Raw genomic sequence first — 23,047 nt, 5'->3', positions numbered from 1 at the left:
TCCTGATGATTGGATAGCTGCGTCGGGTTGGCGGTTAGTAGCTCACATAGACATCGGTCAGCAAATCTTCCGGCCCGGGCAGCGGCGCGGCCTTGGCTTCCTGCACGGCGTGCTCGATCAGCGCGGCAACTTCACGGTCGATCGCATCGAACTCCTCGCGCGAGATCACGCCGCCCTGCGTCACCGTGCGCGTGAACAGCTTCAGGCAATCCCGATTGGCGCGGATATCGTCAAGCTCGCCGGCCGCGCGATAAGTCTGCGCATCGCCTTCGAAGTGGCCGTAGAAGCGGACCATCTTGCATTCGAGCAACGCCGGGCCGCCGCCTTCGCGCGCACGGCGGATGACTTCGCCGGCGGCCTCATGGACGGCGAAGAAATCGGTACCGTCCACCGTCACGCCGGGAATGCCGAAGCCGGCCGCGCGATCCACATAGCTGTCCACCGCGGTGCCGTAGTCGCGCGAGGTCGACTCCGCATAGCCGTTGTTCTCGATCACGAAGATCACCGGCAGATTCCACACGGCGGCCAGGTTCAGGCTCTCAAGGAAGGTGCCCTGGTTCGAGGCGCCGTCGCCGCAGAAGGTAATGCCGACCTCGCCCTTGCCACGGAACTTTGCGGCCAGCGCGGCGCCGCAGATCAGCGGCGCGCCCGCGCCCAGGATGCCGTTGGCGCCCATCATGCCCTTGGACAGATCGGCGATATGCATGGAGCCGCCCTTGCCGTTGCACGAGCCGCCCTTCTTGCCGTAGATCTCCTTCATCATCGCTACGGGGTCGACGCCCTTGGCAATGCAGTGGCCGTGGCCACGGTGCGTGCTGGCGATGCGGTCGCCGTCATGCAGGTGGTGCAGGATGCCGACACCGGCGGCTTCCTCGCCTGCGTAAAGGTGCACGAAGCCCGGAATGTCGCCGCGGCCGAAGTCCACGTGCAGGCGTTCCTCGAAATCGCGGATGGTGCGCATCTTGCGATACACCGTCAGCAGGGTCTCCTTGTCGAGCCCGCTGGGGCCGGCTTGCATGGCACTGGCGCTCATGGTTGTCTCCTTGGGTTGAAGTTGTGGTGGTACGGCTGCCTCAATACGTGCTTGCTGATTGCGTGACAGATACGCTGCGCATCAGCCGCTCGCGCGCGGCATAGCGCATGCACGCGGCCACGTCGATGCTGCGGAACGCGTGCTCGTGCAGGGTGATGCTGACTTCGTCGCAGGGGCCGAAGGACAGTTCGCGCTCGCCGTCGAGCGCGACGATGCCGGAGCGCTGGCGCACGCGATGCGGGCGGGCATGCTCCAGGTACTGCCAGCCCGCCACGTCAACCGGGCACAGCAGGCCCGGGGCAATTGGCGCGCGCAGCTCGAACTCGCCTTGCCCCCGCGCGGCCAGCTCGATCGCGAGGCCACCCGGCTCGCGCCGGCCCAACGGCTCCAGCAGCCCGGCGATGGCGGACAGGCCAATGGCCTGCGGATCGGCGAAGGCTACGTACACGGCAGCCAGCGTGTCGGCTTTCCACAGCGCCCGCGCGCCGATGAAGTGTTCATGGGCAATGACCGCGTCGACGAGCGCGATATCGCGCCGGAAGCCGCCGTCGGCATCGCGGATCACGATATCGAGCCGCTTGTTCGATGCCAGCGCCAGCGAGGCCGGCACCCGGCCCGTCGCATACAAAGCCGCCGCCAGCCCCGTGATAGTCGGCTCGCGCATTTCCGGATACGCATTGTTGGTGCCGGTGGACAGGCCGGCGACCGGCACGCCGCCGCATTCGCGCACCACCGCACGGTGCGTGCCGTCGCCGCCGAGCACGATGATGACGGCCACGCCGGCATCGGCCATGTGGCGCGCCGCATTCAGCGTATCGTCGACGCGCGCCGTGACCGGCATGTCGATGTACTCGACCGCCGGCAGCCCGGCGTCCGGACCCTGGTGGCGGGTCAGATGGCGGGCCAGCATGACGCGCAGGCCTTCGCGATCCGGCATCATCATCACGCGGTCGATGCCGCAGGCCGACAGCGCGGCCAGCAGCCGCAGCACGATGTTGACGCGATCGGACAACTGCAGGCTGTTGGCATTGGCAATCACGCGGCGGATATCGCGCGCCGACACCGGGTTGGCGATGATGCCTACCAGCGGCGCACCGTCGGACCGTGCTTGCATGGCCTGTCTCCTGTCTGTCGTTGTGCTGACAGGCAGATTGCAATGGCTGTGCCAGCACGCACGGCGCGCTGTAGCCACGCAGGGGACCGGAAAAGTTGCGGGATAACCCGCAGGAAACGCGGGTCAGGCCGCCGCGCGGGCAGTGCCGGCGGCGTTCATGGCGTGACAGGTGTCACAGGGCAGGTGTACAGCGCTGGACAGCTGTATCGTTGGCAGCTTTATGGCTGTTATGGCTGGGGCGGGTCGCCGTCGCGGCGGTTGGGAGACTGGATGCCGTAGCGCTCCATGCGGCGGTACAGCGTCATGCGGCTCACGCCGATCTGCCGCGCGACAGCGCTCAGGTTCCAGCCTGACGCACGCAGGTACTGCATCAGCAGCATGGCCTCGGGCGGCAGTTCCGGCGCGTCGTCCGGCTGCGGAGGCAGCACCGGCACGGCGGACACTGGCATCAGGGCGCCCAGGCCATCTGGCAGGTCATGGGCATCGATATACCCGCCGGCGCAGACGGCGCGCGCGTACTCCAGCACGTTGCGCAGCTCGCGCAGGTTGCCAGGCCAGCGGTGGTGGCAAAGCAGGTCGCGCGCCTGCGGCGACAGCGTGATGCCGCGCTGGCCGCCTTCATCGAGCATCTTCTGCACGAGCCATTCGAAGTCGGTGCGATCGCGCAATGGCGGCAGCGCGAACCGGGCACCGTTGAGCCGGTAGAACAGGTCCTCGCGGAAGCGCCCCTGCGCGACCAGGTCTTCCAGCCGGTGATGGGTCGCCGAAATCACGCGCAGCCGGACCGGCACCGGACGCGCCGCGCCGATCGGCAGCACCTCGCCCTCGGCCAGCACGCGCAGCAGCCGCGACTGCAGCTCGCGCGGCATGTCGCCGATCTCGTCGAGGAACAGCGTGCCGCCGTCCGCTTCCTGGATCAGCCCGCGTTTGCCGCGCGGCCCGGCGCCGGAAAAGCTGTTGGGCAGGTGGCCGAACAGTTCGCTCTCGATCAGCGTTTCCGGAATGGCGGCGCAGTTCACCGCCACGAACGGCTGCCCGCGGCGCGCGCTGGCCAGGTGCAGCGCCTTGGCAAGGTACTCCTTGCCGCTGCCGGTCTCGCCGTTTATCAGCAGGTTGATCGGGGAATCCACGAGCCGCGCCGCGCGCTGCAGTTGCTGCTGCAGCGCGGGGTCGCCGCCGCACAACGCCGCCAGAGGCTCCGGCAGCGGCGTTGGGCGCTCCTGCGCGCCACTGGCCTGCCAGCGCAAGGCAGGCGGCATCACGCTCAGGTACAGCAGGCCGCCGCTGCGGTTCAGCGCCACCAGGCGCTGCTCGCTCGGACGCGAGTAGACATAGCGGCCGAGGTCTTCGAGCCGCGCGTTGAACAGCGTCTCGAACGACTGGCCCAGCACCGTGCCGGTGGCCAGTTCCCCTTCGAGCATCCGCCGCGCCCGGTGGTTGTGTCCGACAATGCGGCCGCTGTCATCGAGTGCGAGCAGGTACTCCGGGTTGACGTCGACGAACTCGGGGGCGACGTTCAGCTTGAGGATCCAGTCGCGGTGATGCGCGCGCAGGAAATTCGCGTTCTCGATATGGGCCGCGTAGATGCGCACCAGCTGCAGCGCCAGCCCCTGGCTGTCCTTTGCATTCGGGGACGTCAGCGCGGAGATGTCCAGGATCGCGTGCAGGTTGCCGTGCGTATCGAACAGCGGCGCGGCGGTGCAGGTCAGCGGAATGTGGGTGGCGTCGAAATGATCGGCCTGGTGCACGGTCAGGGCTTCGCCCGTGAACAAGGCCGTGCCGACGGCGCATGTGCCCGCGCCGCACTCGCTCCATTCCGCGCCCAGGTACAGGCCGGCATGGCGCAGGTCGGTATCGGTGCGCGCATCGCCGATGTAGTCGACGGTCACGCCCTGCGCATCGGTCAGCAGCACCACGTAGCCCAGGCCCGCGACCTGCGCATACAAGCTCTCCAGCCCATGGCGCGCAATGCGCGCGAAATCGTCGATGCGTTGCTGGTGTTCGCGCAGCCGCGTCTGCGGCACGATGCGGGCTTCCTGCATGCGCGACGGGTCCAGCCCGTACTGGTGCACGCAGCGCCGCCACGAATTCTCGATCACGGCATCGTGCGTGGGCCGGTCCGCGGGCAGGGCTGGCGGCGGAAGGTAGGTGGTGGCGTGGACTACCGTCTCGATGTGCTCGCGTTGCCGCAGGTCCATCGCTGTCTCCTTGTCGTCTCCGCGGCGTGCGCCGCGGAGGGCACATTGGCGGACTGGCGAACCGGTCGCGTCATGGCGCGACTCTGTACTGGCTGCCTACTGTATCCGACGCGGTCGGGACGGTGCAAACCGATATCATCGCCGCCGCAGCCATGTGCGCCAGGCGGCATTCCAGTACGGTGGGGACAGGACTGCCCCGGCCCCTTGCGCGGCCGGGCCTTCGAAGGCGATTCCCGCTTCAGGCCGCCGGCGTCAGCGCACGCGCCGTGTCGGCGGCAATCTCGAACGAGCGCAGGCGCGCGGCGTGGTCGAAGATCTGGCCGGTCAGCATCAGTTCATCCGGGCGCAGGTCATCGACAAAGCGCTGCATGCCGGCGCGCACGGTTTCCGGACTCCCCACCACCGAGCACGCGAGCGAACGGCGGATATGGTCTGCCTCACTCTCGTTCCACAGCGCCTCGATATCGTCCACGGGCGCGCGCAACTGCCCCGGCGTGCCGCGCACCAGCGCCAGAAACTGCTGCTGCAGCGAGCTGAACAGGCGCCGGGCCTCGGCGTCGGTCTGCGCCGCGAACACATTGAGGCCGAGCATCACGTAGGGCCGCTCCAGCTGCGCGGAAGGCCGGAACGTCCGCCGGTACAGGTCCACGGCCTGGCGCATGAAGCCCGGCGCGAAATGCGAGGCAAACGCGAACGGCAGGCCCATCGCCGCCGACAGCTGCGCGCTGAACAGGCTGGAGCCAAGCAGCCACAGCGGCACCTTCAGGCCCGCGCCGGGCACGGCGCGCAGGCGCTGCCCAGGGCGCACGTCATCGAAATAGGCCTGCAGTTCTTCCACATCCTGCGGGAACGAGTCGGCCGTGTCCTGCGACAATTGCCGGCGCAGCGCGCGCGCCGTCGCCTGGTCGGTGCCGGGCGCGCGACCCAGGCCAAGGTCGATGCGGCCGGGGAACAGCGAGGCCAGCGTGCCGAACTGCTCGGCCACCACCAGCGGCGAATGATTGGGCAGCATGACGCCGCCCGAGCCCACGCGGATCGTGCGCGTGCCGTTGGCCACGTAGCCGATAAGCACGGCGGTGGCGGCGCTGGCGATGCCTGGCATGTTGTGGTGTTCGGCCAGCCAGAAGCGGCGGTAGCCCAGGCGCTCGGCGTGCTGCGCCAGGTCGAGCGCGTTGCGCATGGCCTGGCCGGCATCGCTGCCCTGCGCAATGGGGGCCAGGTCGAGAACAGAATACGGGATGGAGGTCGTCATGGAAGCTGCCTTGGCGCGTCGGCGGGCCTGTGCCGGCCGATGCGCGCGGGAATCGAAAGCGTCCGCTATCTTAGTAAGCCCCGGGCAATCGTGCTGGCGGCCGCCACGCGGCCTTACCAGTGGCGTGGTTATCGGCGCCGGCATCGATCGGAGTGCGTTGGGTGGGGTAAAGATTGAGCGCAGCGCCGCTTGTCCCGTACCATGCTGCCCCATGCGAAGCAGGAAATCGGTATGACACTCAAGACACTGGACGGCGCGCTGGCCTTGCTGACCCACTTCAACGTGCGGCAGCCCACCTGGGGCGTGCGCGAACTCGCCAAGCACAGCGGCGTGCACTACGCGGTGGTGCATCGCGTGCTGGCTACTTTCGCGGCCAACGGCTTCCTGGTGCAGGACGCGGCCACCGGCAAGTACTCGCTCGGCCTGCGCCTGTTCGAGCTCGGCCAGGTCGTGCGCAAAAGCTTCTCGCCTGACGAGATCGTGCGCCCGGTACTGGAAAAGCTGGCCGCGCAAAGTGGCGAGACGGTCTTCCTGTCGTGGCTCGACGGCCATGAGGGCCTGTGCGTGGGCCTGGTGCAGAGCCAGCACCAGTTGCGCTTCTCGATTGAACTGGGCGAGCGCTTTCCGCTTTATGCCGGGGCGCACGCCAAGGCCATGCTCGCGTTCCAGGACGACGCGTTCCGCGGCGAGGTCTACCGGCAGGGCATGGAAAAGATGGGGCCGCACACCACGCTGGACCGCGACACCATCGAAGCCCAGCTGGCCGAGGTGCGCCAGCACGGCTGGGCGCATACCCGCGAGGAAGCCGCCGCGAGCGTGGCAGGGCTGGCGCTGCCGCTGTGGTCGCGCGACCACAGCGCGGTGATCGGCTCGGTGGCCATTGCCGGCCCGCAGCAGCGGCTCGGCGACGATGCGGTGCCGCGCCTGCTGGAGGCCCTGCGCGATGCCAGCGGCCGGCTCGAGGAGGTGATCGGCTTCGTGCGCTAAGCCGGGTTCCCGCATTCAGCCTGCCAGTAGCGCCTGCCCCACCGCGCCGCCAAAGACGCGCGCGCCGATGGCGTGGCCCAGCGCGCGATAGCTTTCCCACTGCGCCTCGTCGAAGAACTGGTCGGAGGTGGCCTCCTGCGGAAAAGCCGGATGGTCCGCGCCGTACTGCTGCACATCGGCTGGCGCCCAGTCCGCCAGGCGCGGCTTGAGCAGCACGATGCGGCAGACCGGATCTTGCCGCCCCGCAGCCGGACCCGCGCGGTACACATTGAGCAGCACCGCGCATTTGCCCGCCGCCGCGCTATTGGCCTGCGCACCAAAATCTTCCGGCGTACCGAACACCGTGCTCAGTACCGGATGCGTGGTGGCAGCCTCGATATCCACCACGATTTCCAGGCCATGGTCGATCCGCGCGAGCCGGATCAGGTTGGCCAGGTCGCCGAAGCGGTAGTCGGGATCGCCGCCGGCATCGCACAGCACGATCAGTGACACATCGCGTCCCGGGCGCAGCAATTCGTACACGCCGGTGTTGTCGAAGTGACCGCCGTCAGACAGGTACTGCCAGCCGCGATGCATGCCGTGGAAGCGCGCGGCGAGTTCGCAAGCGAGACAATACTGCGTACGGAACAACGCGCTGAAGCGCGCCAGCACCGGGTGCGTGGCACGCTCGGGCAGGCGCTGCGCGGCCGGCACGCGGCCCGCGTGGCGCGGACCGTCATGCAGGTAAGACGGCCACCATGTACCGAGCCGCAGGTTCGCCAAGCCCATCAGCAGCGACGTGCCGAGCGTCGTGGCCCGCCCGATGCCGGTGGCCAGCGTCGCGCCGGAGATCGCGATCCAGTCGCCCACGGTGCGGGAATCGGCGACCCGGGCCGTTCCCGGATGCGACAGATCCGGACAACAAGGACGCCCGTCGACAAGAAAGCGCGCATAGCTGTCAGCCTGCGCCGTTCCCGGCTGGACTACGCTGGGGCCGGGGCCGACGCACAGCGGCTTGCCCTTGCGGTCGCGCTGCACCAGTTGCTCGGCCGGATCGACGGTCTGGTTCAGCGTGACGTTGATCAGATGCAGCGGCGCCAGCACGCGCGGATCGTAGTAGGTGTTCAGGCTGAGCTGGTCGCCGGGCACCGGCTCGGCCACGCTGAAGCGCTCGCGTCCCTGCCTGTTCGCCGGATGCGGGACGAAGCGTTCGCCGTTCGATGCGCCAAGGTAGGCGCGCGTGAGCCGCGCCGCATAGAACGGCTGCAGCGTCGACAGGTTCAGGAAGCCCGTGAAGCGCCCTGCCACCATCGCCAGCAACAGCGCCACCAGCACCAGTACGACGAGCACCGGGCCTGTATAGGCATTGCCGAACACGAGCCAGTCCACCGGCTCGCGTCCGTTCCAGCGCACGACCAGCACCAGCCACGACCACAGCACGTACACCAGCAGCGCCAGCAGCGCAGCCAGTGCCCCGGCCATCAGCGAGACGGGCAGGTGCGCCTGCAGCGCGCGCCACGGCGTATCGGCACTGTCCCGCTTGCCTTCGTCGCGCAGGCCAGCAGCGTAGCGCACCAGCCAGACCAGCGCGGCCAACACGCCGGCGGGAACGCCCGCGCGCCATGCCGACGCCGTCATGGACGCATAGAGGAAGGTCGTGCGCGCGATGGTATCGGCCAGGCCGAGCGCCAGCAGCCACAGCGTCAACGCCACCGCGCTGCGCAAGGCGCGCGTGGCGCGCACGCGATAGTCCGATACCGCGCGCGGCGCCGGCACGAGCAGGGCCAGGCAGCACAGCACGGCCAGCAGCGTCAGGGCGCCAGCCGCCGCCAGGATGCAGGCCAGCACCAGTCCCGGGCCGAGCCACACGACCCACCGCGCCGCCAGCAGCAGCAGGATGGCCACGATCGTCGCGACGATCGGGCCGGGGCTCAGGAAGCGCGCCGCCGACTGCGGGTCGCTGGCACGCGGATACACCATCCAGTAGGCCAGCCCGGGCGGCACGGCCAGCAGCAGCGCCGAGCCCAGCGGCAACCACAGCAAGGTGCTCCACCAGACCATGCATTCGCCCTGGTTGAACGCCTGGCGCGCGTCATGAAGCAAGTCCATCTCGTAGCGGCCGAGGCTGTACGACATGCCCGTGGCCATGTACTGGCCCAGCGCCAGCAAGGCCAGCACGAGCAGCAGCGCGCTGCCGATCACGTAATGCATCGCCAGCCAGTTGCGCAGGACCAGCACGGCGGCGTAGAGGTTGTCTCCGGCGCCGGTAGGCGACAGGTAGCGGCCGTTTTCTCGCAGCCACGCCACGGCGCCGCGGCCCGGGTCGGCTGCATAGGACACCGATGTACGGATGCGCCCGGGCGGCTCGCACTGCAGCGTGTGGTACGCGTCGGCCGCCGCTTGTACCGGGTTCGTGCCGCGCCGCAGGCGGCCCGGCACGAACAGGCTGGCGAAGAAGGCACCGAGGAAGCCGCCGCCGCTGACCGTGGACAGGTAGTCGAACTGCGGCAGCATCGAGGCTGGCGGGACCGCCGCCCCTGGCGGCGCGTCGTCAGGCTCCGCCGCTGGTTTCAGCGGCGTGCTGGCCAGAGCCTGGAGCGCGCCGAGACAGAACGTCGCGCTGCGGATGCCACCGCCGGACAGCGCCATGGCCCAGTTGCGCGTGTCCGCGCCGGGGCGCGCCGAGAGGCCAAGCTGCCGGCGCCTTTGCGCGATCCGGGCGGCTTCATCGCTGAATCCGGGGTCTTCTGCAGGCATGCACGCCTCCCTGGCGAAGGGTCCGTGCCAAGTATAGGACGCTCTCCAGCGCCTCCCTCGCATGAGACGCCAACGTCTCGCGCCCCGACCGTATCCCGTCGTATGCGTTAACCCTGATTGTTGCAGAGGGTCACCGAGGCCTAGCATTTCTCTGTATCAGAGACGTTGTCTCTGTATAAGAGACACAAGGCAATCGAAATGCTCAAGACCCTCGACGGCGCACTGGCGCTGTTGACTCACTTCAATGCGCGCCAGCCAAGCTGGGGCGTGCGCGAACTGGCGCGTGAAAGCCGCGTGCATCACGCCGTGGTCCATCGCGTGCTCGCCACCTTCGCCGCCAACGGCTTCCTGGTGCAGGACGCCATGGGCCGCTATGGCCTGGGTCTGCGCTGGTTCGAACTTGGGCAAGTCATGCGCAAGACCTTTTCGCCGGCCGAGGTCGTGCAGCCCGCGCTCGAAGCGCTGGCGCGCCAGAGCGGGGAGACCGTGTTCCTGTCGTGGCTGGACGGTGACGAAGGCTTGTGCACGGACATCGCGCAGAGCCAGCACCAGCTGCGCTTTTCGATCGAGGTGGGTCAGCGCTTCGCGCTCGACGCGGGCGCCCATGCCAAGGCAATCCTGGCCTTCCAGCCGGAAGCACTGCGCCAGCGCGTGGCACAACGCGCTGGCCTGGCCGAGGCAGAACTCGAAGCGCGCCTGGTGCGGGTCCGTGCCGAAGGCTGGGCTTACACCTGCGAGGAATCTACGGCGACCGTGGCCGGACTGGCGGTACCCCTGTATAGCCGCGACACGCGCGCCGTGATCGGCTCGCTCGCGATTGCCGGGCCGCTGCAGCGGCTCGATGAACACGCCCTGCCGCGCCTGCTCGATGCGCTGCGGGCGGCACGCGACACCATCGGGCCGGTGACAGGGTTCCTGCGCTGACAACACACAGCGGGCGGCCAGCGGAACTGGCGGGGCGCGCGAAACGAGACAACACTAGGGAGGAACGGTAGACATGACGCCTATGCAAACAGAACTGAACGCGCCGGGGGTGGCGCAACCAGCGACAAGAACGCGCTTCATGGAGCCGCTCCTGCTGCTGGTTTCCGTCGTGCTGTCCGTGTTCGGCGCGATGATCGGCATGCAGCTGATCGTGTCGCTGGGCATCTCCGCCAATACCTCGATCATCGGCGCGCTGATCGCCATCGTGTTCTCGCGCATCCCGCTCGAGGTCACGCGGCGCTTCCGCGTGCTGGAGCGCCAGAACCTGGTGCAGACGGCGATCTCGTCGGCCACGTTCGGCGCGGCCAATTCGCTGATGATCCCGATCGGCGTGCCGTACGCCATGGGCATGCCGGAACTGGCCTCGCCGATGCTGATTGGCGCAGTGATCGCCATGTTCGTCGATGGCGCCATGCTGTACTTCCTGTTCGGCAGCAAGATATTCCCGGCTACGGGTACGTGGCCCGCGGGCATTGCCACCGCCGAAGCCATCTGGGCCGGCGACCGCGGCGGCCGCAAGGCGGCGTTCCTGGGCCTGGGCATTGCCGTGGGCGTCGGCGGCGCGTGGCTCGGCGTGCCGATGTCCGCGTTCGGCGCAGCGTTCCTCGGCAACCTGGCCGCGCTGACAATGTTCGGCATCGGCCTGCTGGTGCGCGGCTACTCGGTGGCGCTGACCGGTGTGGATATTGCCAAGGCCTACATCCCGCACGGCCTCATGATCGGCGCGGGCATCGTGGCGCTGTTCCAAGTCGCCTTCGAAATCCGCCGTGCACGCCACGCGCCGGCGGCCGATGCGCGCACGATCGAAGTGCCGGCCTCGCGCGCCAGCCGCATCCTGTCGGGGGGCTTCCTGATCTACCTGGCGATCGCGCTGCTGATCTCGGTGCTGGCCGGCCATGTGTCCGACATGTCGCCGGGCATGCTGGTGGTGTTCGTGCTCTACGCCGCGTTCGCCGCCTATGTGCACGAGCTGATCGTCGGCATCGCCGCGATGCATTCGGGCTGGTTCCCGGCCTTCGCGGTGGCGCTGATCACGCTGACCATCGGCATCCTGATCGGCTTCCCGCCGACGGCGCTGGCGGTGCTGGTGGGCTTCTCGGCCGCGACCGGACCGGCTTTCGCCGACATGGGCTACGACCTCAAGACCGGCTACCTGCTGCGCGGCGAAGGCCGCGACATGGAAGCCGAACTGGCCGGCCGCAAGCAGCAGTTCCTGGCGGCGATGATCGGTTTCGCCGTGGCCGCGGTGGTGGTGCTCGTGTTCCACGGCAGCTTCTTCGCGCAGAACCTGATCCCGCCCGTCGACCGCGTCTACGCGGCGTCGATCAAGGCCGGCTCGTCGGCGGAAATCGCGCGCAACCTGGTGATCTGGGCCATTCCCGGCGCGCTGCTGCAGCTGATCGGCGGGTCCAAGCGCCAGCTCGGCATCCTGCTCTCGACCGGCATGCTGATCGCCTCGCCGCTGGCCGGATGGGCAGTGCTGGCCGGCTTGCTTATCCGCTTCATCGTGCAGCGCCTGCGCGGCGACAAGCATGTAGCGGAGATGAGCGCCTTTGCCGGCGGCGTGATCGCGGGCGATGCGCTGTTCAGCTTCGTCGGCTCGGTCACCAAGCTGCGCAAGTAACACCCTTCCCCTGCATTACCTGAGACGTTCCATGGATATCCAAGCGATCCGAGCCGGCACCCCGCTGACGGCCTCCACCATTTACCTCGACACGGCGGCGGCATCGCTGCCGCCCGATGCGGTGCTCGACACCGTGCGCAGCTACCTGCTCGATACCGGACACGTGGGCATCTACCTGCCGGCGTTCCGCAAGCAGACCTATGCGCGCGTGGACGCCGTGCGCGGCAAGCTCGCCGCACTGCTGAATGCGGCCGCCGACGAGATCGCCTTCACCAAGAACGCGACCGAAAGCATCTCGCTGATCGCGCGCGGCATTGCCTGGCAGGCCGGCGACGAAGTGCTGGTGGCCGACACCGAGATGCTCAGCAACCTGCTGCCGTGGCGCCGCCTTGAGCAAACCCACGGCATCGTGGTGAAGATGGTGGCGGCCAATGCCGAAGGCCTGCTGTCGCCGCAAGCCTTTGACGCGGCCATCACGCCGCGCACGCGCCTGCTGACGTTCTCGCACCTGCCCAACTCCACGGGCGCGGTGCAGCCCGCCGCGCAGATCTGCGCCGTGGCGCGCCGCCACGGCGTGCTGTCGCTGGTCAATGCCGCGCAAAGCGTGGGCATGCTGCGCTCGGACGTGGGCGAACTCGACTGCGATTTCCTGGCCGGCTGCGGCCGCAAGGCGCTGCGCGCGACCGAGGGCTCGGGGTTCCTGTATGTGCGCCGCGCGCTTATCGAACAGATCGAGCCGGCGCTGGCCGGCTGGTGGAACGGCGCCTATGACCGCGCAACCGGCGCGCTGTCGTTCGTCGCCGGCGCGCGCCGCTTCGAGGCGGGCTGTCCGATCGTGCCGGCGATCCTGAGCATGGGCACGGCCATCGATTACGCCATGCAGATCGGCATCGACGCGATCGAGGCACGCGTGCGTGACCTGACCGAATACGCCGTGGCGAAATTCTCCTCGATCCCGGGCTTCGAGCTGTACGGCCCGGCCAACGTGGCCGACCGCATCGGCATCGTTCCGTTCAATGTGCGCAGCGTGGACCCGGCCAGCATCGTCGCCGCGCTTGAAGCGCAGCAATGCATCATCGAAGCCGGCAACTTCATGGCGGACGCGATCCTGGCGCGCTATGGCGTGTCGACCATGGCGCGCGTGTCGCTGCACTACTTCAACACCCACGAGGAAATCGACCGCGTGGCCGCGCTGATCCGCGCCGCCGTGGCCTGAGCCCGAGCCCCGAACCGAATCCCTGAAGGAAACCCAGACATGACCCAACGCATCCTCCTGATGAGCAGCTCGCGCAAGGACAACCTCGGCTATCTCGAGCACGCCGGCGAGCAGATCCACACGCTGCTGCGCAAGGAACCGCGCAAGGTGCTGTTCGTGCCGTTCGCCGGCGTGACGTTCAGTTTCGACACCTATGAGGGCATGGTCAAGCCGGTGTTCGAACGGCTGGGCTACGCGCTGGAGTCGATCCACCACAGCGCCGATCCGCTGCGCGCCGTGAACGAGGCCGAGGCCATCGCCGTGGGCGGCGGCAATACCTTCGCGCTGCTCAAGCGCATGTATGAAGCCGGCATCGTCGACGCGATCCGCGCGAAGGTGCGCGCCGGCACGCCGTACGTGGGCTGGAGCGCTGGCAGCAACGTGGCCTGCCCGACCATCCGCACCACCAACGACATGCCGATCGTGCAGCCGCCGTCGCTGCGCGCGCTCGGGCTGGTGCCGTTCCAGATCAACCCGCACTTCATCAGCGGCAAGCCGGCCGGCCATAACGGCGAAAGCCGTGAAGAGCGGCTGGCCGAGTTCCTGAATATCAATGCGCCGGAGCAGGTGTTTGCGTTGCCGGAAGGCTCGGCGCTGTACAGCGACGGCACTAACGGCACCGTGCTGGGCGAGCGCCATGCGCTGTGGTTCCCGGCCGAAGGCCAGGTCGAGACCATTCGCGAAGGCGAGACCTTTGCGCTGTCGCGCATCCATGGTCCGGCAGGAATGCAGGACTGGCCGGGCTTTGCCTGCTAAGCGCAGGCCTCGCTGACGCCGCCGGGCCGGCAGTGCCCGGCCAATTCGAACAAGACAACCACCGACGCAGGCTGCGCTGATGCGCCCCCGCGCGGACACCCTATTACCCACTGGAGGAGAAACCACAATGAGCCACCCCGTCCGCCGCGCCGCCCGCGCGGCCATGCCTCTGCTGCTTAGCCTGCCTGCCGCCGCCATGGCGCAACAGTCCGGCCTGACGCTGTACGGCGTCATCGACAGTGGCCTGACGTACCAGACGCATTCGAACCCGGCCGGTGACGCCGTGCTTGGCCTGCAGCAGGGTGGCGAGGGTTTCCTGTCGGGCAGCCGCTTCGGCTTGCGTGGCAGCGAAGACCTTGGCGATGGGGTCAAGGCCGGCTTCGTGCTGGAGAACGGCTTCCTGACCGATACCGGCAAGCTGGACCAGCAGGGCCAGCTGTTCGGCCGCCAGGCCTACGTGAAGATCGGCAACCGCTGGGGCGAGCTGGCCATGGGCCGGCAGTACACCACGGCCAACACCATGCTGTACTACGTCGACCCGCTCGGCGTTGGCGCGGCGCCGTCGAACTCTTGGATGGTCTACCTGACCGGCCAGCGCTACGACAACGCGGTCAGCTACACCGGCAACTTCGGCCCGGTCTCCATAATCGCCGAATATGCGCTCGGTGAAACGGCAGGCAAAGGTTCGGCAAGCTCGTCGGTATCGCTGGGCCTCAAGTACGCGGCCGGCCCGATCACGGCGATCGGCGACTTCCAGCAAACCCGCGATATCCAGAGCCGTGCGGCCCGCATCTACATGGCAGGGCTGAAGGCATCGGTCGGCCGCGGCAACCTCTTTGCCAACTATATCTACAGCGACCGCGACGGCGGCTTCGATTCGTCGCGCGGCGGCACCGACACGGCCACCATCACGAGCATGTCGACCGCGCCCACGCCGACCAACCGCGCGGCCATCAACTCGGTCTTCAACGGCAGCCGCCGCGACGACTTCTTCACCGTCGGCGCCAACTACGCCATTACCGGCAACGTGACGCTGACCGGCAGCGTGATGCACAACCGCACGCGCGCCGACAACTTCAGCGGCAACCGCACCACCGCCTACGCCGTGGCCGACTACGCGTTCAGCAAGCGTACCGACGCCTACCTGGCCGTGGCCTACGACTGGGTGCACGGCGACTGGTCCGGCCTGTTCGGCAACAACACCACCAACTGGACCGGCGACAGCGGCCGCCGCCTTGACGGCAACGACAACCAGACCACCGTCATGGTCGGCCTGCGCCACCAGTTCTGATCAATATTCCACGCCGCGCGCGCTTGCGCGGCAACCCTCGCCCTTCCACTTGGAGAAAAACCATGGCCCTGCAGCAGACGCTGGTCATTCATGAAGCCCTGGACAGCCCGAACGCCAACGGTGCTGTGGTCCGGGAACTGTTCGCGCCCTACGCCGCGGCCGGCGTGACGGTCGAAGTGACCACGGTGCACAACGCATCGCCCGAAAACACCGCCAACACGAGCGACTTCATCACCATCGTGATTCCCGGCAGCGCCGGCAAGCGCGGCGGCGGCCGGGCGCCCACGCTGGGCGTGATCGGGCGCAATGGCGCCATCGGCGCGCGGCCCGAGCTGGTGGGCCTGGTCTCCGACGCGGATGGCCCGATCGGCTGCCTGGCCGTGGCGCTCAAGCTCGCGCAGATGAAGTCGCGCGGCGATCACCTGGCCGGCGACGTCATCGTCACGACGCACCTGTCGACCAATGTGTCGATGCAGCCACACGATCCGGTGCCGTTCATGGGCATGCCGGTGTCGTCGGACACCATGAACGACCACCAGGTGCTGCCGGAGATGGACGCCATCCTGTCGATCGATGCGTCCAAGGGCAACAGCATCATCAAGCATCGCGGCTTCGCGATTTCGCCGACGGCCATGCAGGGCTACATCCTGCGCGTGAGCCCGGACCTGGTCGCGACGATGGAATCGACCACCGGCTGCCCGGCCGTCACGTTCCCGATCTCGCAGCAGGACATCACGCCGTATCACAACGGCCTGTACCACTTCAACAGCATCATGCAGCCGCACGTGGCCACGCCCGCGCCGGTGGTCGGGGTAGCGGTGACGGCACAATCGGTCGTATCGGGCAGCGCCACGTCGGCCAACCACGAGATCGACATTGCCGAGGCCGTGCGCTTCTGCGTGGAAGTGGGTAAGCGCTTTGGCGCGGGCAAGTGCCAGTTCTTCAACGCCGCCGAGTGGGAGAAGATCCGCGCGGTCTACCCGGACCTGACGGTGTTCCAGACTACCGGCAAGCGCTGAGACTTCCGCCCCGTCACCCCGGGGCAAGCGGATCAGCCGGCTGCCGCATCGTTGGCCGCTTCCGCGGCCTGCGGCGGCGTCTCGATGCCGCCGTGCAGGCGCTTCCACTCGTCGAAGCCGCCCGCCAGGGCAAAGGTCTGCGGATGGCCGGCGGCGCGCAGCCGCTCGGCCAGGATGGCCGCCGAAATCTCGTGCGGACAGGCGCAGTAGACGACGATGTCGCGCGACGCAAGCTGGTCGCGCAGCGTGTCGAGCGATCCATGCATGTCGACGACCATGGCCCCCGGGATGCGCTCGATCGGTGCGGGGCCATGGGCGCGGACGTCCAGCACCAGCGGCAGCGTACCGGCGCGGCGGCGGGCCTCCAGTTCATCGACGGTCATACGCGGCACCCGCCGCGTCCGGCGCAACAGCCGGAAACGCCACCAGATGCGCCAGGCCAGGAACAGCGCGAAGGCGCCCACGCAGATCAGCACCGCCAGGTGCCCGTACTCGCTGAAGCCGGCCAGGATGACATCGACAAAGTCACTGAACACCACACCGACCAGCAGCGCCGCGCCGGCCCAGACCAGCGCGCCGACGGCGTCATAGAACAGGAATACCGGCAGCGGCGTGGCCGTCATGCCGGCCATGGCCGTGGACAGCGCGCCGGCACCGGGCAGCAGCTTGGCGAACACCAGCGATCGCGGCCCCACGCGCAGGTAAAGCGACTGGGTCTGGCGGATGCAGGTATCCGGCGACATCGACACCTTGCAGATGGTGCGCAGCATGGGCTGGCCCAGCCGGCGGCCGGCAAAATACCAGGCGGTATCCGCGATCAGGCAAGCCACGATCACGGTCGCCAGCACCGCGCCGATCGACGGGCCGGTCTCCTGCACGCCCAGTGCGCCGGCCACGAACAGCATCGGATACGCCGGAATCGGCAGGCCCGCCTGTTCCGCCAGCACGTTGAGGAACACCAGCATCAGCCCATGGTTTTCCAGCATGGTCTGCAACTCGCCCACAGCCGTCCCCCCGCCTTGGTCTTTCATTTGGATAGACCGACAGTTTGCCAGCGCTGCCGCCAGCGTGCACGTGCGCCGACTGCAGGGGACCTTCAAATTCCTTGAGCCTGGGCCTGCCCGCGGCCGGCCTTACTGGATCAGCTTGCAGCGCCGGGCAAAGTCCACCAGCTCCACCAGCGAGCCGATCTGCAGCTTGGCCATGATGCGTGCCTTGTAGCTGCTGACGGTCTTGTTGCTGATAAACAGTTCGCGGCTGATGTCCTTGTACGTCATGCCGCGCGCCAGCATCTTCAGCACCCCCAGTTCCTTGTCGGAGAGGCGCCGCAGGTTTTCCTCGTCGCCGCACAACGCCGGCCCGTAGGCGCCACGCCGTGGCAGTGCCGGAAAAACCGTATAGCCGGCCAGCACGGACTCCACCGCCCGCAGGATCTCCTGGATGTCCTGGGTCTTGCTGACAAAGCCCTGCGCGCCTGCCTGCCACGCGCGCGACACGAAGACGGCCGGATCCAGCGCGGTCACGACAAGGACGCGCACCGCCGGATGGACGTCGCGCACGCGGGCAGCCACATCGAGGCCGCCGATGCGCGGAATGTCGAGGTCGAGTATCACCAGGTCCGGCTTGTGCTGGCGCACCGATTCAATCGCACACTGGCCATTGTCGGCTTCGAGAATATGCTCCACGCCGAGCAGTTGGGAAAGCTGCGATCTCATCACCAGCCGCCACGCGGGATGATCATCAACGATCAGGACGCTAGCCATGCTTGCCTGTCTGTCTCTCTGTATAGGAATGGGTCAGGTAGGCGCCCGGGCGCCGGAAGACTGTCACCCGCAGGAGGTAGACGCGGGACATGAAGGGGCAAGTATAGGCAGGCGCTCAGGCGCTGAAATGCGGTGGAACCGCAATGCAGATGAATCTGCATCTGACGAAGCAATTTCTTTGCTCTTATAGGCCGCCAGCAAGCCGGATCCACCGCTTGCCGCGCGCGGACGACGGACGGCGCTCGGCGCGCCCCGATGGCTGCCCCTTCCGCGCGCAGGGACAAACGGGGTTGCGCGGCAGGTGCTACTCTACTTAACTAAGGTCATCCCGGAGAGATCGCCGTGTCCCGCAAAACCCCCATCGAGCGCTACCGCAATATCGGCATCAGTGCCCATATCGACGCCGGCAAGACGACGACGACGGAGCGCATCCTGTTCTATACCGGTGTCAACCACAAGCTTGGGGAAGTGCACGACGGCGCCGCGACGATGGACTGGATGGAGCAGGAGCAGGAGCGCGGCATCACCATCACGTCGGCGGCGACGACGGCGTTCTGGAAGGGCATGGCCGGCAACTACCCCGAGCACCGCATCAACATCATCGACACGCCGGGACACGTCGATTTCACCATCGAAGTCGAGCGCTCCATGCGCGTGCTGGACGGCGCGTGCATGGTCTATGACGCGGTCGGCGGCGTGCAGCCACAGTCCGAGACGGTCTGGCGCCAGGCCAACAAGTACAACGTGCCGCGCATCGCGTTCGTCAACAAGATGGATCGCGTCGGCGCGGACTTCTTCCGCGTGCAGACCCAGATCGCCGACCGGCTCAAGGGCCGCGCCGTGCCGATCCAGATTCCGGTCGGCGCCGAAGACCATTTCCAGGGCGTGGTCGACCTGGTCAAGATGAAGGCCGTGGTCTGGGACGACGAGAGCCAGGGCGTGCGCTTCGAGTACCGGGACATCCCCGCCGAGCTGCTGCCCATCGCGCAGGAATGGCGCGACAAGATGATCGAAGCCGCGGCCGAGGCCGACGAGACGCTGCTCGAGCAATACCTGTCGGGCGAACCGCTCACCGAGGCGCAGATCAAGCAGGGCCTGCGCAAACGCACCATCGCCAACGAGATCGTGCCGATGCTGTGCGGCAGCGCGTTCAAGAACAAGGGCGTGCAGAGCATGCTCGACGCGGTGATCGACTACCTGCCCTCGCCCGCCGACGTGCCCGCCATTTTGGGCCATACCGAGGACGACCGCGAGGCCGAGCGCCACCCGAACGACGACGAGCCGTTCTCGGCGCTGGCGTTCAAGATCATGACCGACCCGTTCGTCGGCCAGCTGATCTTCTTCCGCGTGTATTCGGGGCTGGTCCATTCCGGCGACACGGTTTACAACCCGGTCAAGTCCAAGCGCGAGCGGCTGGGGCGCATCCTGCAGATGCACGCCAACGTGCGCCAGGAAATCAAGGAAGTGCGCGCAGGCGATATCGCCGCGGCGGTGGGGCTGAAGGAAGCCACCACCGGCGACACGTTGTGCGACCCGAACAAGGTCATCATCCTGGAGCGCATGAGCTTCCCGGAACCGGTGATCTCGCAGGCCGTGGAGCCGAAGACCAAGGCGGACCAGGAGAAGATGGGCGTCGCCCTGAACCGGCTGGCGCAGGAGGACCCGTCGTTCCGCGTGACGACCGACGAGGAATCCGGGCAGACCATCATTTCCGGCATGGGCGAGCTGCACCTGGAGATCCTGGTCGACCGGATGCGGCGCGAGTTCGGCGTGGAAGCGTCGGTGGGCAAGCCGCAGGTGGCGTACCGCGAGACTATCCGCCAGGCGGCAAAGGATGTCGAGGGCAAGTTCATCAAGCAGTCGGGCGGACGCGGCCAGTACGGCCACGTGGTGCTCAACATCGAGCCGATGCCGCACGGCGGCGGCTACGAGTTCGTCGACGCCATCAAGGGTGGCGTGGTGCCGCGCGAGTTCATCCCGGCGGTTGACAAGGGCATCCGCGAAACGCTGACCGCAGGCGTGCTGGCCGGTTACCCGATTGTCGATGTGAAGGCCACGCTGGTATTCGGTTCGTACCACGACGTGGACTCGAACGAGAATGCGTTCCGCATGGCCGGCTCGATGGCGTTCCGCGAGGGCATGAAGCGGGCCAAGCCGATCCTGCTTGAGCCAATGATGTCGGTGGAAGTGGAAACGCCGGAGGAATTCACCGGCAATGTGATGGGCGACCTGTCGTCGCGGCGCGGCATGGTGCACGGCATGGAAGAGATCGCCGGCGGCGGCGGCAAGGTGGTGCGGGCCGAGGTGCCGCTGGCGACGATGTTCGGCTACTCCACGTCGCTGCGCTCGCTCACGCAGGGCCGCGCGACCTTCACGATGGAGTTCAAGCACTACGCCGAAGCGCCGGCCAGCGTGGCGGAGGCGGTGATCAATGCGAAGCGGGTGGCATAGCGGGTATTTCGCGCCACGCCAGCGACAGAGGCCGCGATTGCATCGCGGCCTTTTTCGCTCTTCGCCGAATTGCGCGAATATCCAGCTACTCGATCGCCACCTTCCCTTCCTTCACCAGCTTCTCGAACTTGACCGTCTCATCATCGATGCGCTTTGCAAACGCATCAGCAGTGCCCACCATGGGCTCCGCGCCCGCAGCCAGCATGCGCTGCTGAAAATCCTGCGATTTAACGATCTTCACGATCTCGGCGCCGAGCCTGGACACGATCGGCTTCGGCGTCGCGGCAGGCGCCAGCACGCCGAACCACGTGCCGATATCAAAGCCCTTCAGCCCAGACTCTTCGAGCGTCGGCACATCCGGCAGCACGCTGGATCGCTTCGCGGTCGTCACCGCCAGGGCCCTGAGCTTGCCGGCCTTGATGTGCGGCAGCACGGTGGTCAGCGTATCGAACGACATCGTCACCTGTCCGCCCAGCAAATCTGTCGTCAGCGGACCGCTGCCCTTGTAAGGCACATGCAGCAACGGTGCGCCCGTCGCCGCCTGGAACTGCGTGCCGATCAGGTGCTGCGCCGTGCCGTTTCCGTTCGAGCCATACGCAAACTCCGTCGGCGACTGCTTCGCCAGCGCAACCAGTTCCGAGACGTTCTTCGCCGGCGTCTTGGCGGCATTGATGACGAGCACATTCGGCACCATCGCCACCGTGGCCACCGGAGCGAGATCCTTCTGGAAGCTGTAGGGCAGCTTCTTGTAGACGCTGGTTGCAATGGTGTGGTGCACGGCCCCCATCAGCAGCGTGTAGCCGTCCGGCTTCGCCTTGGCCACGTAGTCCGCGCCCACGGTCGCGCCGGCGCCGGGCCGGTTTTCGACGATGACAGGCTGCCCGAGGGTCTTTGACAACTGGTCCCCGATCGCGCGTGCCAGCACATCGGTCGTGCCGCCGGATGGGAACGGCACCACCAGGCTGATCGGCCGCGCGGTCCATTCCTGCGATAGCGCGGCCGAAGAGGCGGCGAAGCCGACCGTCAGCACCGAAAGGCGAACGATGTGCCGCAAAGCGAGGGGTGTGCGCATTGGCTGTCTCCTGTTGGGATGGTTCTGGTTTGCGTTTGGGTAAGACCGTGTTGCGGGATCGGCAATGGTGGTGTCTTCCGCCTCGCCGATTTATTGCACCTGTGCGATGCGCAGCAAGTTGGTGGTCCCGGCAACCGTGAATGGAAGCCCCGCCGAGATGACGATCGATTCGCCGCGATGCCCGAAACGCTCCTCCAGCACGGTGCGGCTGGCCAGCTCCGTCATCTCCAGCACGTCCACCACTTCGTGGCACAGCACGGCATGCACGCCCCAAGCCAGCGCCAGCCGCCTGGCGGTGGCCACGCGCGGCGTCATGCCGAGGATCGGCACTTCGGGACGCTCGCGCGCCATGCGCAGGGCCGAGTAGCCCGAGCTGGTGTAGGCAACGGTCGCCGGCACCTTGAGCAGGCCCGCGACATGGCGGATCGCGTAGCCGATGGCATCCGCGGCCTCGGCGCGCGGCGGGGTATGCGACGCCTGGATGGCGTCGTGGTAAAGCGGATCCGATTCCGTGCGCGTGATGATGCTGTCCATCATCGTCACGGCTTCCACCGGGTAGCGGCCGGAAGCCGACTCGGCCGACAGCATCACGGCATCGGCGCCGTCGTAGATGGCGGTCGCCACGTCCGAAGCCTCCGCGCGCGTCGGCACGGGCGACGCAATCATCGATTCAAGCATCTGCGTGGCCACGATCACCGGCCTGCCGGCCTTGCGGCAGGCGCGCACGATCTGCTTCTGCAGCGATGGCACCAGTTCCGCGGGCATCTCCACGCCCAGGTCGCCACGCGCGACCATCACGGCGTCCGCTTCGGCGACGATGGCTTCGAGGCTCTGGATTGCCGCGGGCTTTTCGAGCTTGGCGACGATGCCGGCGCGGCCCTGCACGATCTGCTTGATCTCCTGGATATCCTCGGCCCGCTGCACGAACGACAGCGCGATCCAGTCGACGCCGAGCGTGAGGCCGAAGTCCAGGTCGCGGCGGTCTTTCCCGGTCATCGCCGAGAGCGGCAGCACCACGCCCGGCACGTTGACGCCCTTGCGATCCGACAGCGCGCCGCCGCTGATCACGGTCGTCTGCGCGAAGTCGGCGCCGCACTGCTCCACGCGCAGGCGGATCTTGCCGTCGTCGAGCAGCAGTTCGGTGCCTTCGCGCAGCGCGGCGAAGATCTCCGGGTGCGGCAGGCTGACGCGAGTTTGCGAACCCGGCATAGCAGCGTCGAGGTCGAGGCGGAACCGCGCCTGCGCGGCCAGTTGCACGGGGCCATCGGCAAACGTGCCGATGCGCAGCTTGGGGCCTTGCAGGTCCAGCAGCACGCCGATCGGGCGACTCCGCTCGCGCTCGATGGCGCGGATGCTGTCCAGGCGCTGCTTGTGGTCGTCATGGCTGCCGTGGCTGAAATTGAGCCGGAATACATCGGCGCCGGCTTCGAACAGCGCATCGATGCTCTCGGGTGTCGAACTTGCCGGCCCCAGTGTTGCCACGATCTTGGCGTTGCGAAGACGTCTCATGCT

General features: G+C 67.6%; 17 protein-coding genes. 8 read left to right on the top strand and 9 right to left on the bottom strand.

The window, feature by feature from the left end; translation table 11 throughout:
- Window positions 1–34: 34 nt before the first annotated feature.
- From AC3FKG_RS05790 to AC3FKG_RS05775, 4 genes are all read right to left on the bottom strand, one after another.
- Window positions 35–1,033 (bottom strand): thiamine pyrophosphate-dependent dehydrogenase E1 component subunit alpha, encoded by a 999-nt coding sequence (locus tag AC3FKG_RS05790; RefSeq protein WP_483712627.1) that lies wholly within the window; start codon window positions 1,031–1,033, stop codon window positions 35–37.
- Between the two features lie 40 nt (window positions 1,034–1,073).
- Window positions 1,074–2,147 carry an ATP-NAD kinase family protein gene (locus tag AC3FKG_RS05785; protein WP_483712629.1) on the bottom strand — a complete coding sequence of 358 codons (1,074 nt, stop codon included), beginning with the start codon at window positions 2,145–2,147 and terminating at the stop codon, window positions 1,074–1,076.
- A gap of 227 nt (window positions 2,148–2,374) precedes the next feature.
- Window positions 2,375–4,345, bottom strand: coding sequence for a sigma-54-dependent Fis family transcriptional regulator (locus AC3FKG_RS05780; protein WP_488742646.1), 1,971 nt, complete (start codon window positions 4,343–4,345; stop codon window positions 2,375–2,377).
- Window positions 4,346–4,583: 238 nt separating this feature from the next.
- A complete protein-coding gene (locus tag AC3FKG_RS05775; RefSeq protein WP_483712633.1) occupies window positions 4,584–5,597 on the bottom strand; it encodes an LLM class flavin-dependent oxidoreductase in 1,014 nt (337 codons plus the stop codon).
- A gap of 231 nt (window positions 5,598–5,828) precedes the next feature.
- Here AC3FKG_RS05775 and AC3FKG_RS05770 point away from each other — a divergent pair, with 231 nt between their 5' ends.
- The gene (locus tag AC3FKG_RS05770; RefSeq protein ID WP_483712634.1) at window positions 5,829–6,584 is read left to right on the top strand and encodes an IclR family transcriptional regulator; all 756 of its coding nucleotides are present in this window, start codon (window positions 5,829–5,831) and stop codon (window positions 6,582–6,584) included.
- 15 nt (window positions 6,585–6,599) lie between these two features.
- On the opposite strand, the gene AC3FKG_RS05765 is transcribed toward AC3FKG_RS05770, so the two are convergent.
- On the bottom strand, window positions 6,600–9,320 hold the full coding sequence (locus tag AC3FKG_RS05765) for a hypothetical protein (RefSeq protein WP_483712635.1): 2,721 nt from the start codon (window positions 9,318–9,320) through the stop codon (window positions 6,600–6,602).
- 198 nt (window positions 9,321–9,518) lie between these two features.
- Between AC3FKG_RS05765 and AC3FKG_RS05760 the strand changes: the two genes are divergently transcribed.
- From AC3FKG_RS05760 to AC3FKG_RS05735, 6 genes are all read left to right on the top strand, one after another.
- On the top strand, window positions 9,519–10,244 hold the full coding sequence (locus AC3FKG_RS05760; RefSeq protein WP_483712637.1) for an IclR family transcriptional regulator: 726 nt from the start codon (window positions 9,519–9,521) through the stop codon (window positions 10,242–10,244).
- A 73-nt stretch (window positions 10,245–10,317) separates the two neighbouring features.
- Window positions 10,318–11,928, top strand: coding sequence for an OPT/YSL family transporter (locus AC3FKG_RS05755; RefSeq protein ID WP_483712638.1), 1,611 nt, complete (start codon window positions 10,318–10,320; stop codon window positions 11,926–11,928).
- 31 nt (window positions 11,929–11,959) lie between these two features.
- Entirely contained in the window at window positions 11,960–13,144 is a 1,185-nt protein-coding gene (locus AC3FKG_RS05750; RefSeq protein ID WP_488742645.1) for an aminotransferase class V-fold PLP-dependent enzyme, read from the top strand.
- Window positions 13,145–13,183: 39 nt separating this feature from the next.
- Entirely contained in the window at window positions 13,184–13,939 is a 756-nt protein-coding gene (gene pepE, locus AC3FKG_RS05745) for a dipeptidase PepE (protein ID WP_488742644.1), read from the top strand.
- A 127-nt stretch (window positions 13,940–14,066) separates the two neighbouring features.
- Window positions 14,067–15,230: a porin gene (locus AC3FKG_RS05740; protein ID WP_488742643.1), complete on the top strand. Its 1,164-nt coding sequence runs from the start codon at window positions 14,067–14,069 to the stop codon at window positions 15,228–15,230.
- Between the two features lie 62 nt (window positions 15,231–15,292).
- Entirely contained in the window at window positions 15,293–16,249 is a 957-nt protein-coding gene (locus AC3FKG_RS05735) for a DUF1177 domain-containing protein (RefSeq protein ID WP_488742642.1), read from the top strand.
- A gap of 32 nt (window positions 16,250–16,281) precedes the next feature.
- Here AC3FKG_RS05735 and AC3FKG_RS05730 read toward each other — a convergent pair whose 3' ends face one another.
- Entirely contained in the window at window positions 16,282–17,253 is a 972-nt protein-coding gene (locus AC3FKG_RS05730; protein ID WP_488742658.1) for a DedA family protein/thiosulfate sulfurtransferase GlpE, read from the bottom strand.
- Window positions 17,254–17,382: 129 nt separating this feature from the next.
- A complete protein-coding gene (locus AC3FKG_RS05725; RefSeq protein WP_483712646.1) occupies window positions 17,383–18,012 on the bottom strand; it encodes a response regulator in 630 nt (209 codons plus the stop codon).
- A 342-nt stretch (window positions 18,013–18,354) separates the two neighbouring features.
- On the opposite strand from AC3FKG_RS05725, the gene fusA reads away from it, so the two are divergent.
- The gene (gene fusA / locus AC3FKG_RS05720) at window positions 18,355–20,463 is read left to right on the top strand and encodes an elongation factor G (protein WP_488742641.1); all 2,109 of its coding nucleotides are present in this window, start codon (window positions 18,355–18,357) and stop codon (window positions 20,461–20,463) included.
- 85 nt (window positions 20,464–20,548) lie between these two features.
- Here fusA and AC3FKG_RS05715 read toward each other — a convergent pair whose 3' ends face one another.
- Together AC3FKG_RS05715 and pyk are read right to left on the bottom strand one after the other, a co-directional pair.
- Window positions 20,549–21,535: a Bug family tripartite tricarboxylate transporter substrate binding protein gene (locus AC3FKG_RS05715; protein WP_488742640.1), complete on the bottom strand. Its 987-nt coding sequence runs from the start codon at window positions 21,533–21,535 to the stop codon at window positions 20,549–20,551.
- A 90-nt stretch (window positions 21,536–21,625) separates the two neighbouring features.
- Entirely contained in the window at window positions 21,626–23,044 is a 1,419-nt protein-coding gene (pyk, locus tag AC3FKG_RS05710) for a pyruvate kinase (RefSeq protein WP_488742639.1), read from the bottom strand.
- Window positions 23,045–23,047: the final 3 nt, after the last annotated feature.

The organism is Cupriavidus sp. 22TCCZM04-2 (assembly GCF_057798895.1).
This window is presented reverse-complemented; position numbering and strand designations above follow the sequence as displayed.

Excerpts from the sequence above, each read along its gene's own strand:
- AC3FKG_RS05790 (WP_483712627.1), bottom strand. The coding sequence starts at position 1,033 with ATGAGCGCCAGTGCCATGCAAGCCGGCCCCAGCGGGCTCGACAAGGAG.
- AC3FKG_RS05785 (WP_483712629.1), bottom strand. The coding sequence starts at position 2,147 with ATGCAAGCACGGTCCGACGGTGCGCCGCTGGTAGGCATCATCGCCAAC.
- AC3FKG_RS05780 (WP_488742646.1), bottom strand. The coding sequence starts at position 4,345 with ATGGACCTGCGGCAACGCGAGCACATCGAGACGGTAGTCCACGCCACC.
- AC3FKG_RS05775 (WP_483712633.1), bottom strand. The coding sequence starts at position 5,597 with ATGACGACCTCCATCCCGTATTCTGTTCTCGACCTGGCCCCCATTGCG.
- AC3FKG_RS05770 (WP_483712634.1), top strand. The coding sequence starts at position 5,829 with ATGACACTCAAGACACTGGACGGCGCGCTGGCCTTGCTGACCCACTTC.
- AC3FKG_RS05765 (WP_483712635.1), bottom strand. The coding sequence starts at position 9,320 with ATGCCTGCAGAAGACCCCGGATTCAGCGATGAAGCCGCCCGGATCGCG.
- AC3FKG_RS05760 (WP_483712637.1), top strand. The coding sequence starts at position 9,519 with ATGCTCAAGACCCTCGACGGCGCACTGGCGCTGTTGACTCACTTCAAT.
- AC3FKG_RS05755 (WP_483712638.1), top strand. The coding sequence starts at position 10,318 with ATGACGCCTATGCAAACAGAACTGAACGCGCCGGGGGTGGCGCAACCA.
- AC3FKG_RS05750 (WP_488742645.1), top strand. The coding sequence starts at position 11,960 with ATGGATATCCAAGCGATCCGAGCCGGCACCCCGCTGACGGCCTCCACC.
- pepE (WP_488742644.1), top strand. The coding sequence starts at position 13,184 with ATGACCCAACGCATCCTCCTGATGAGCAGCTCGCGCAAGGACAACCTC.
- AC3FKG_RS05740 (WP_488742643.1), top strand. The coding sequence starts at position 14,067 with ATGAGCCACCCCGTCCGCCGCGCCGCCCGCGCGGCCATGCCTCTGCTG.
- AC3FKG_RS05735 (WP_488742642.1), top strand. The coding sequence starts at position 15,293 with ATGGCCCTGCAGCAGACGCTGGTCATTCATGAAGCCCTGGACAGCCCG.
- AC3FKG_RS05725 (WP_483712646.1), bottom strand. The coding sequence starts at position 18,012 with ATGGCTAGCGTCCTGATCGTTGATGATCATCCCGCGTGGCGGCTGGTG.
- AC3FKG_RS05715 (WP_488742640.1), bottom strand. The coding sequence starts at position 21,535 with ATGCGCACACCCCTCGCTTTGCGGCACATCGTTCGCCTTTCGGTGCTG.
- pyk (WP_488742639.1), bottom strand. The coding sequence starts at position 23,044 with ATGAGACGTCTTCGCAACGCCAAGATCGTGGCAACACTGGGGCCGGCA.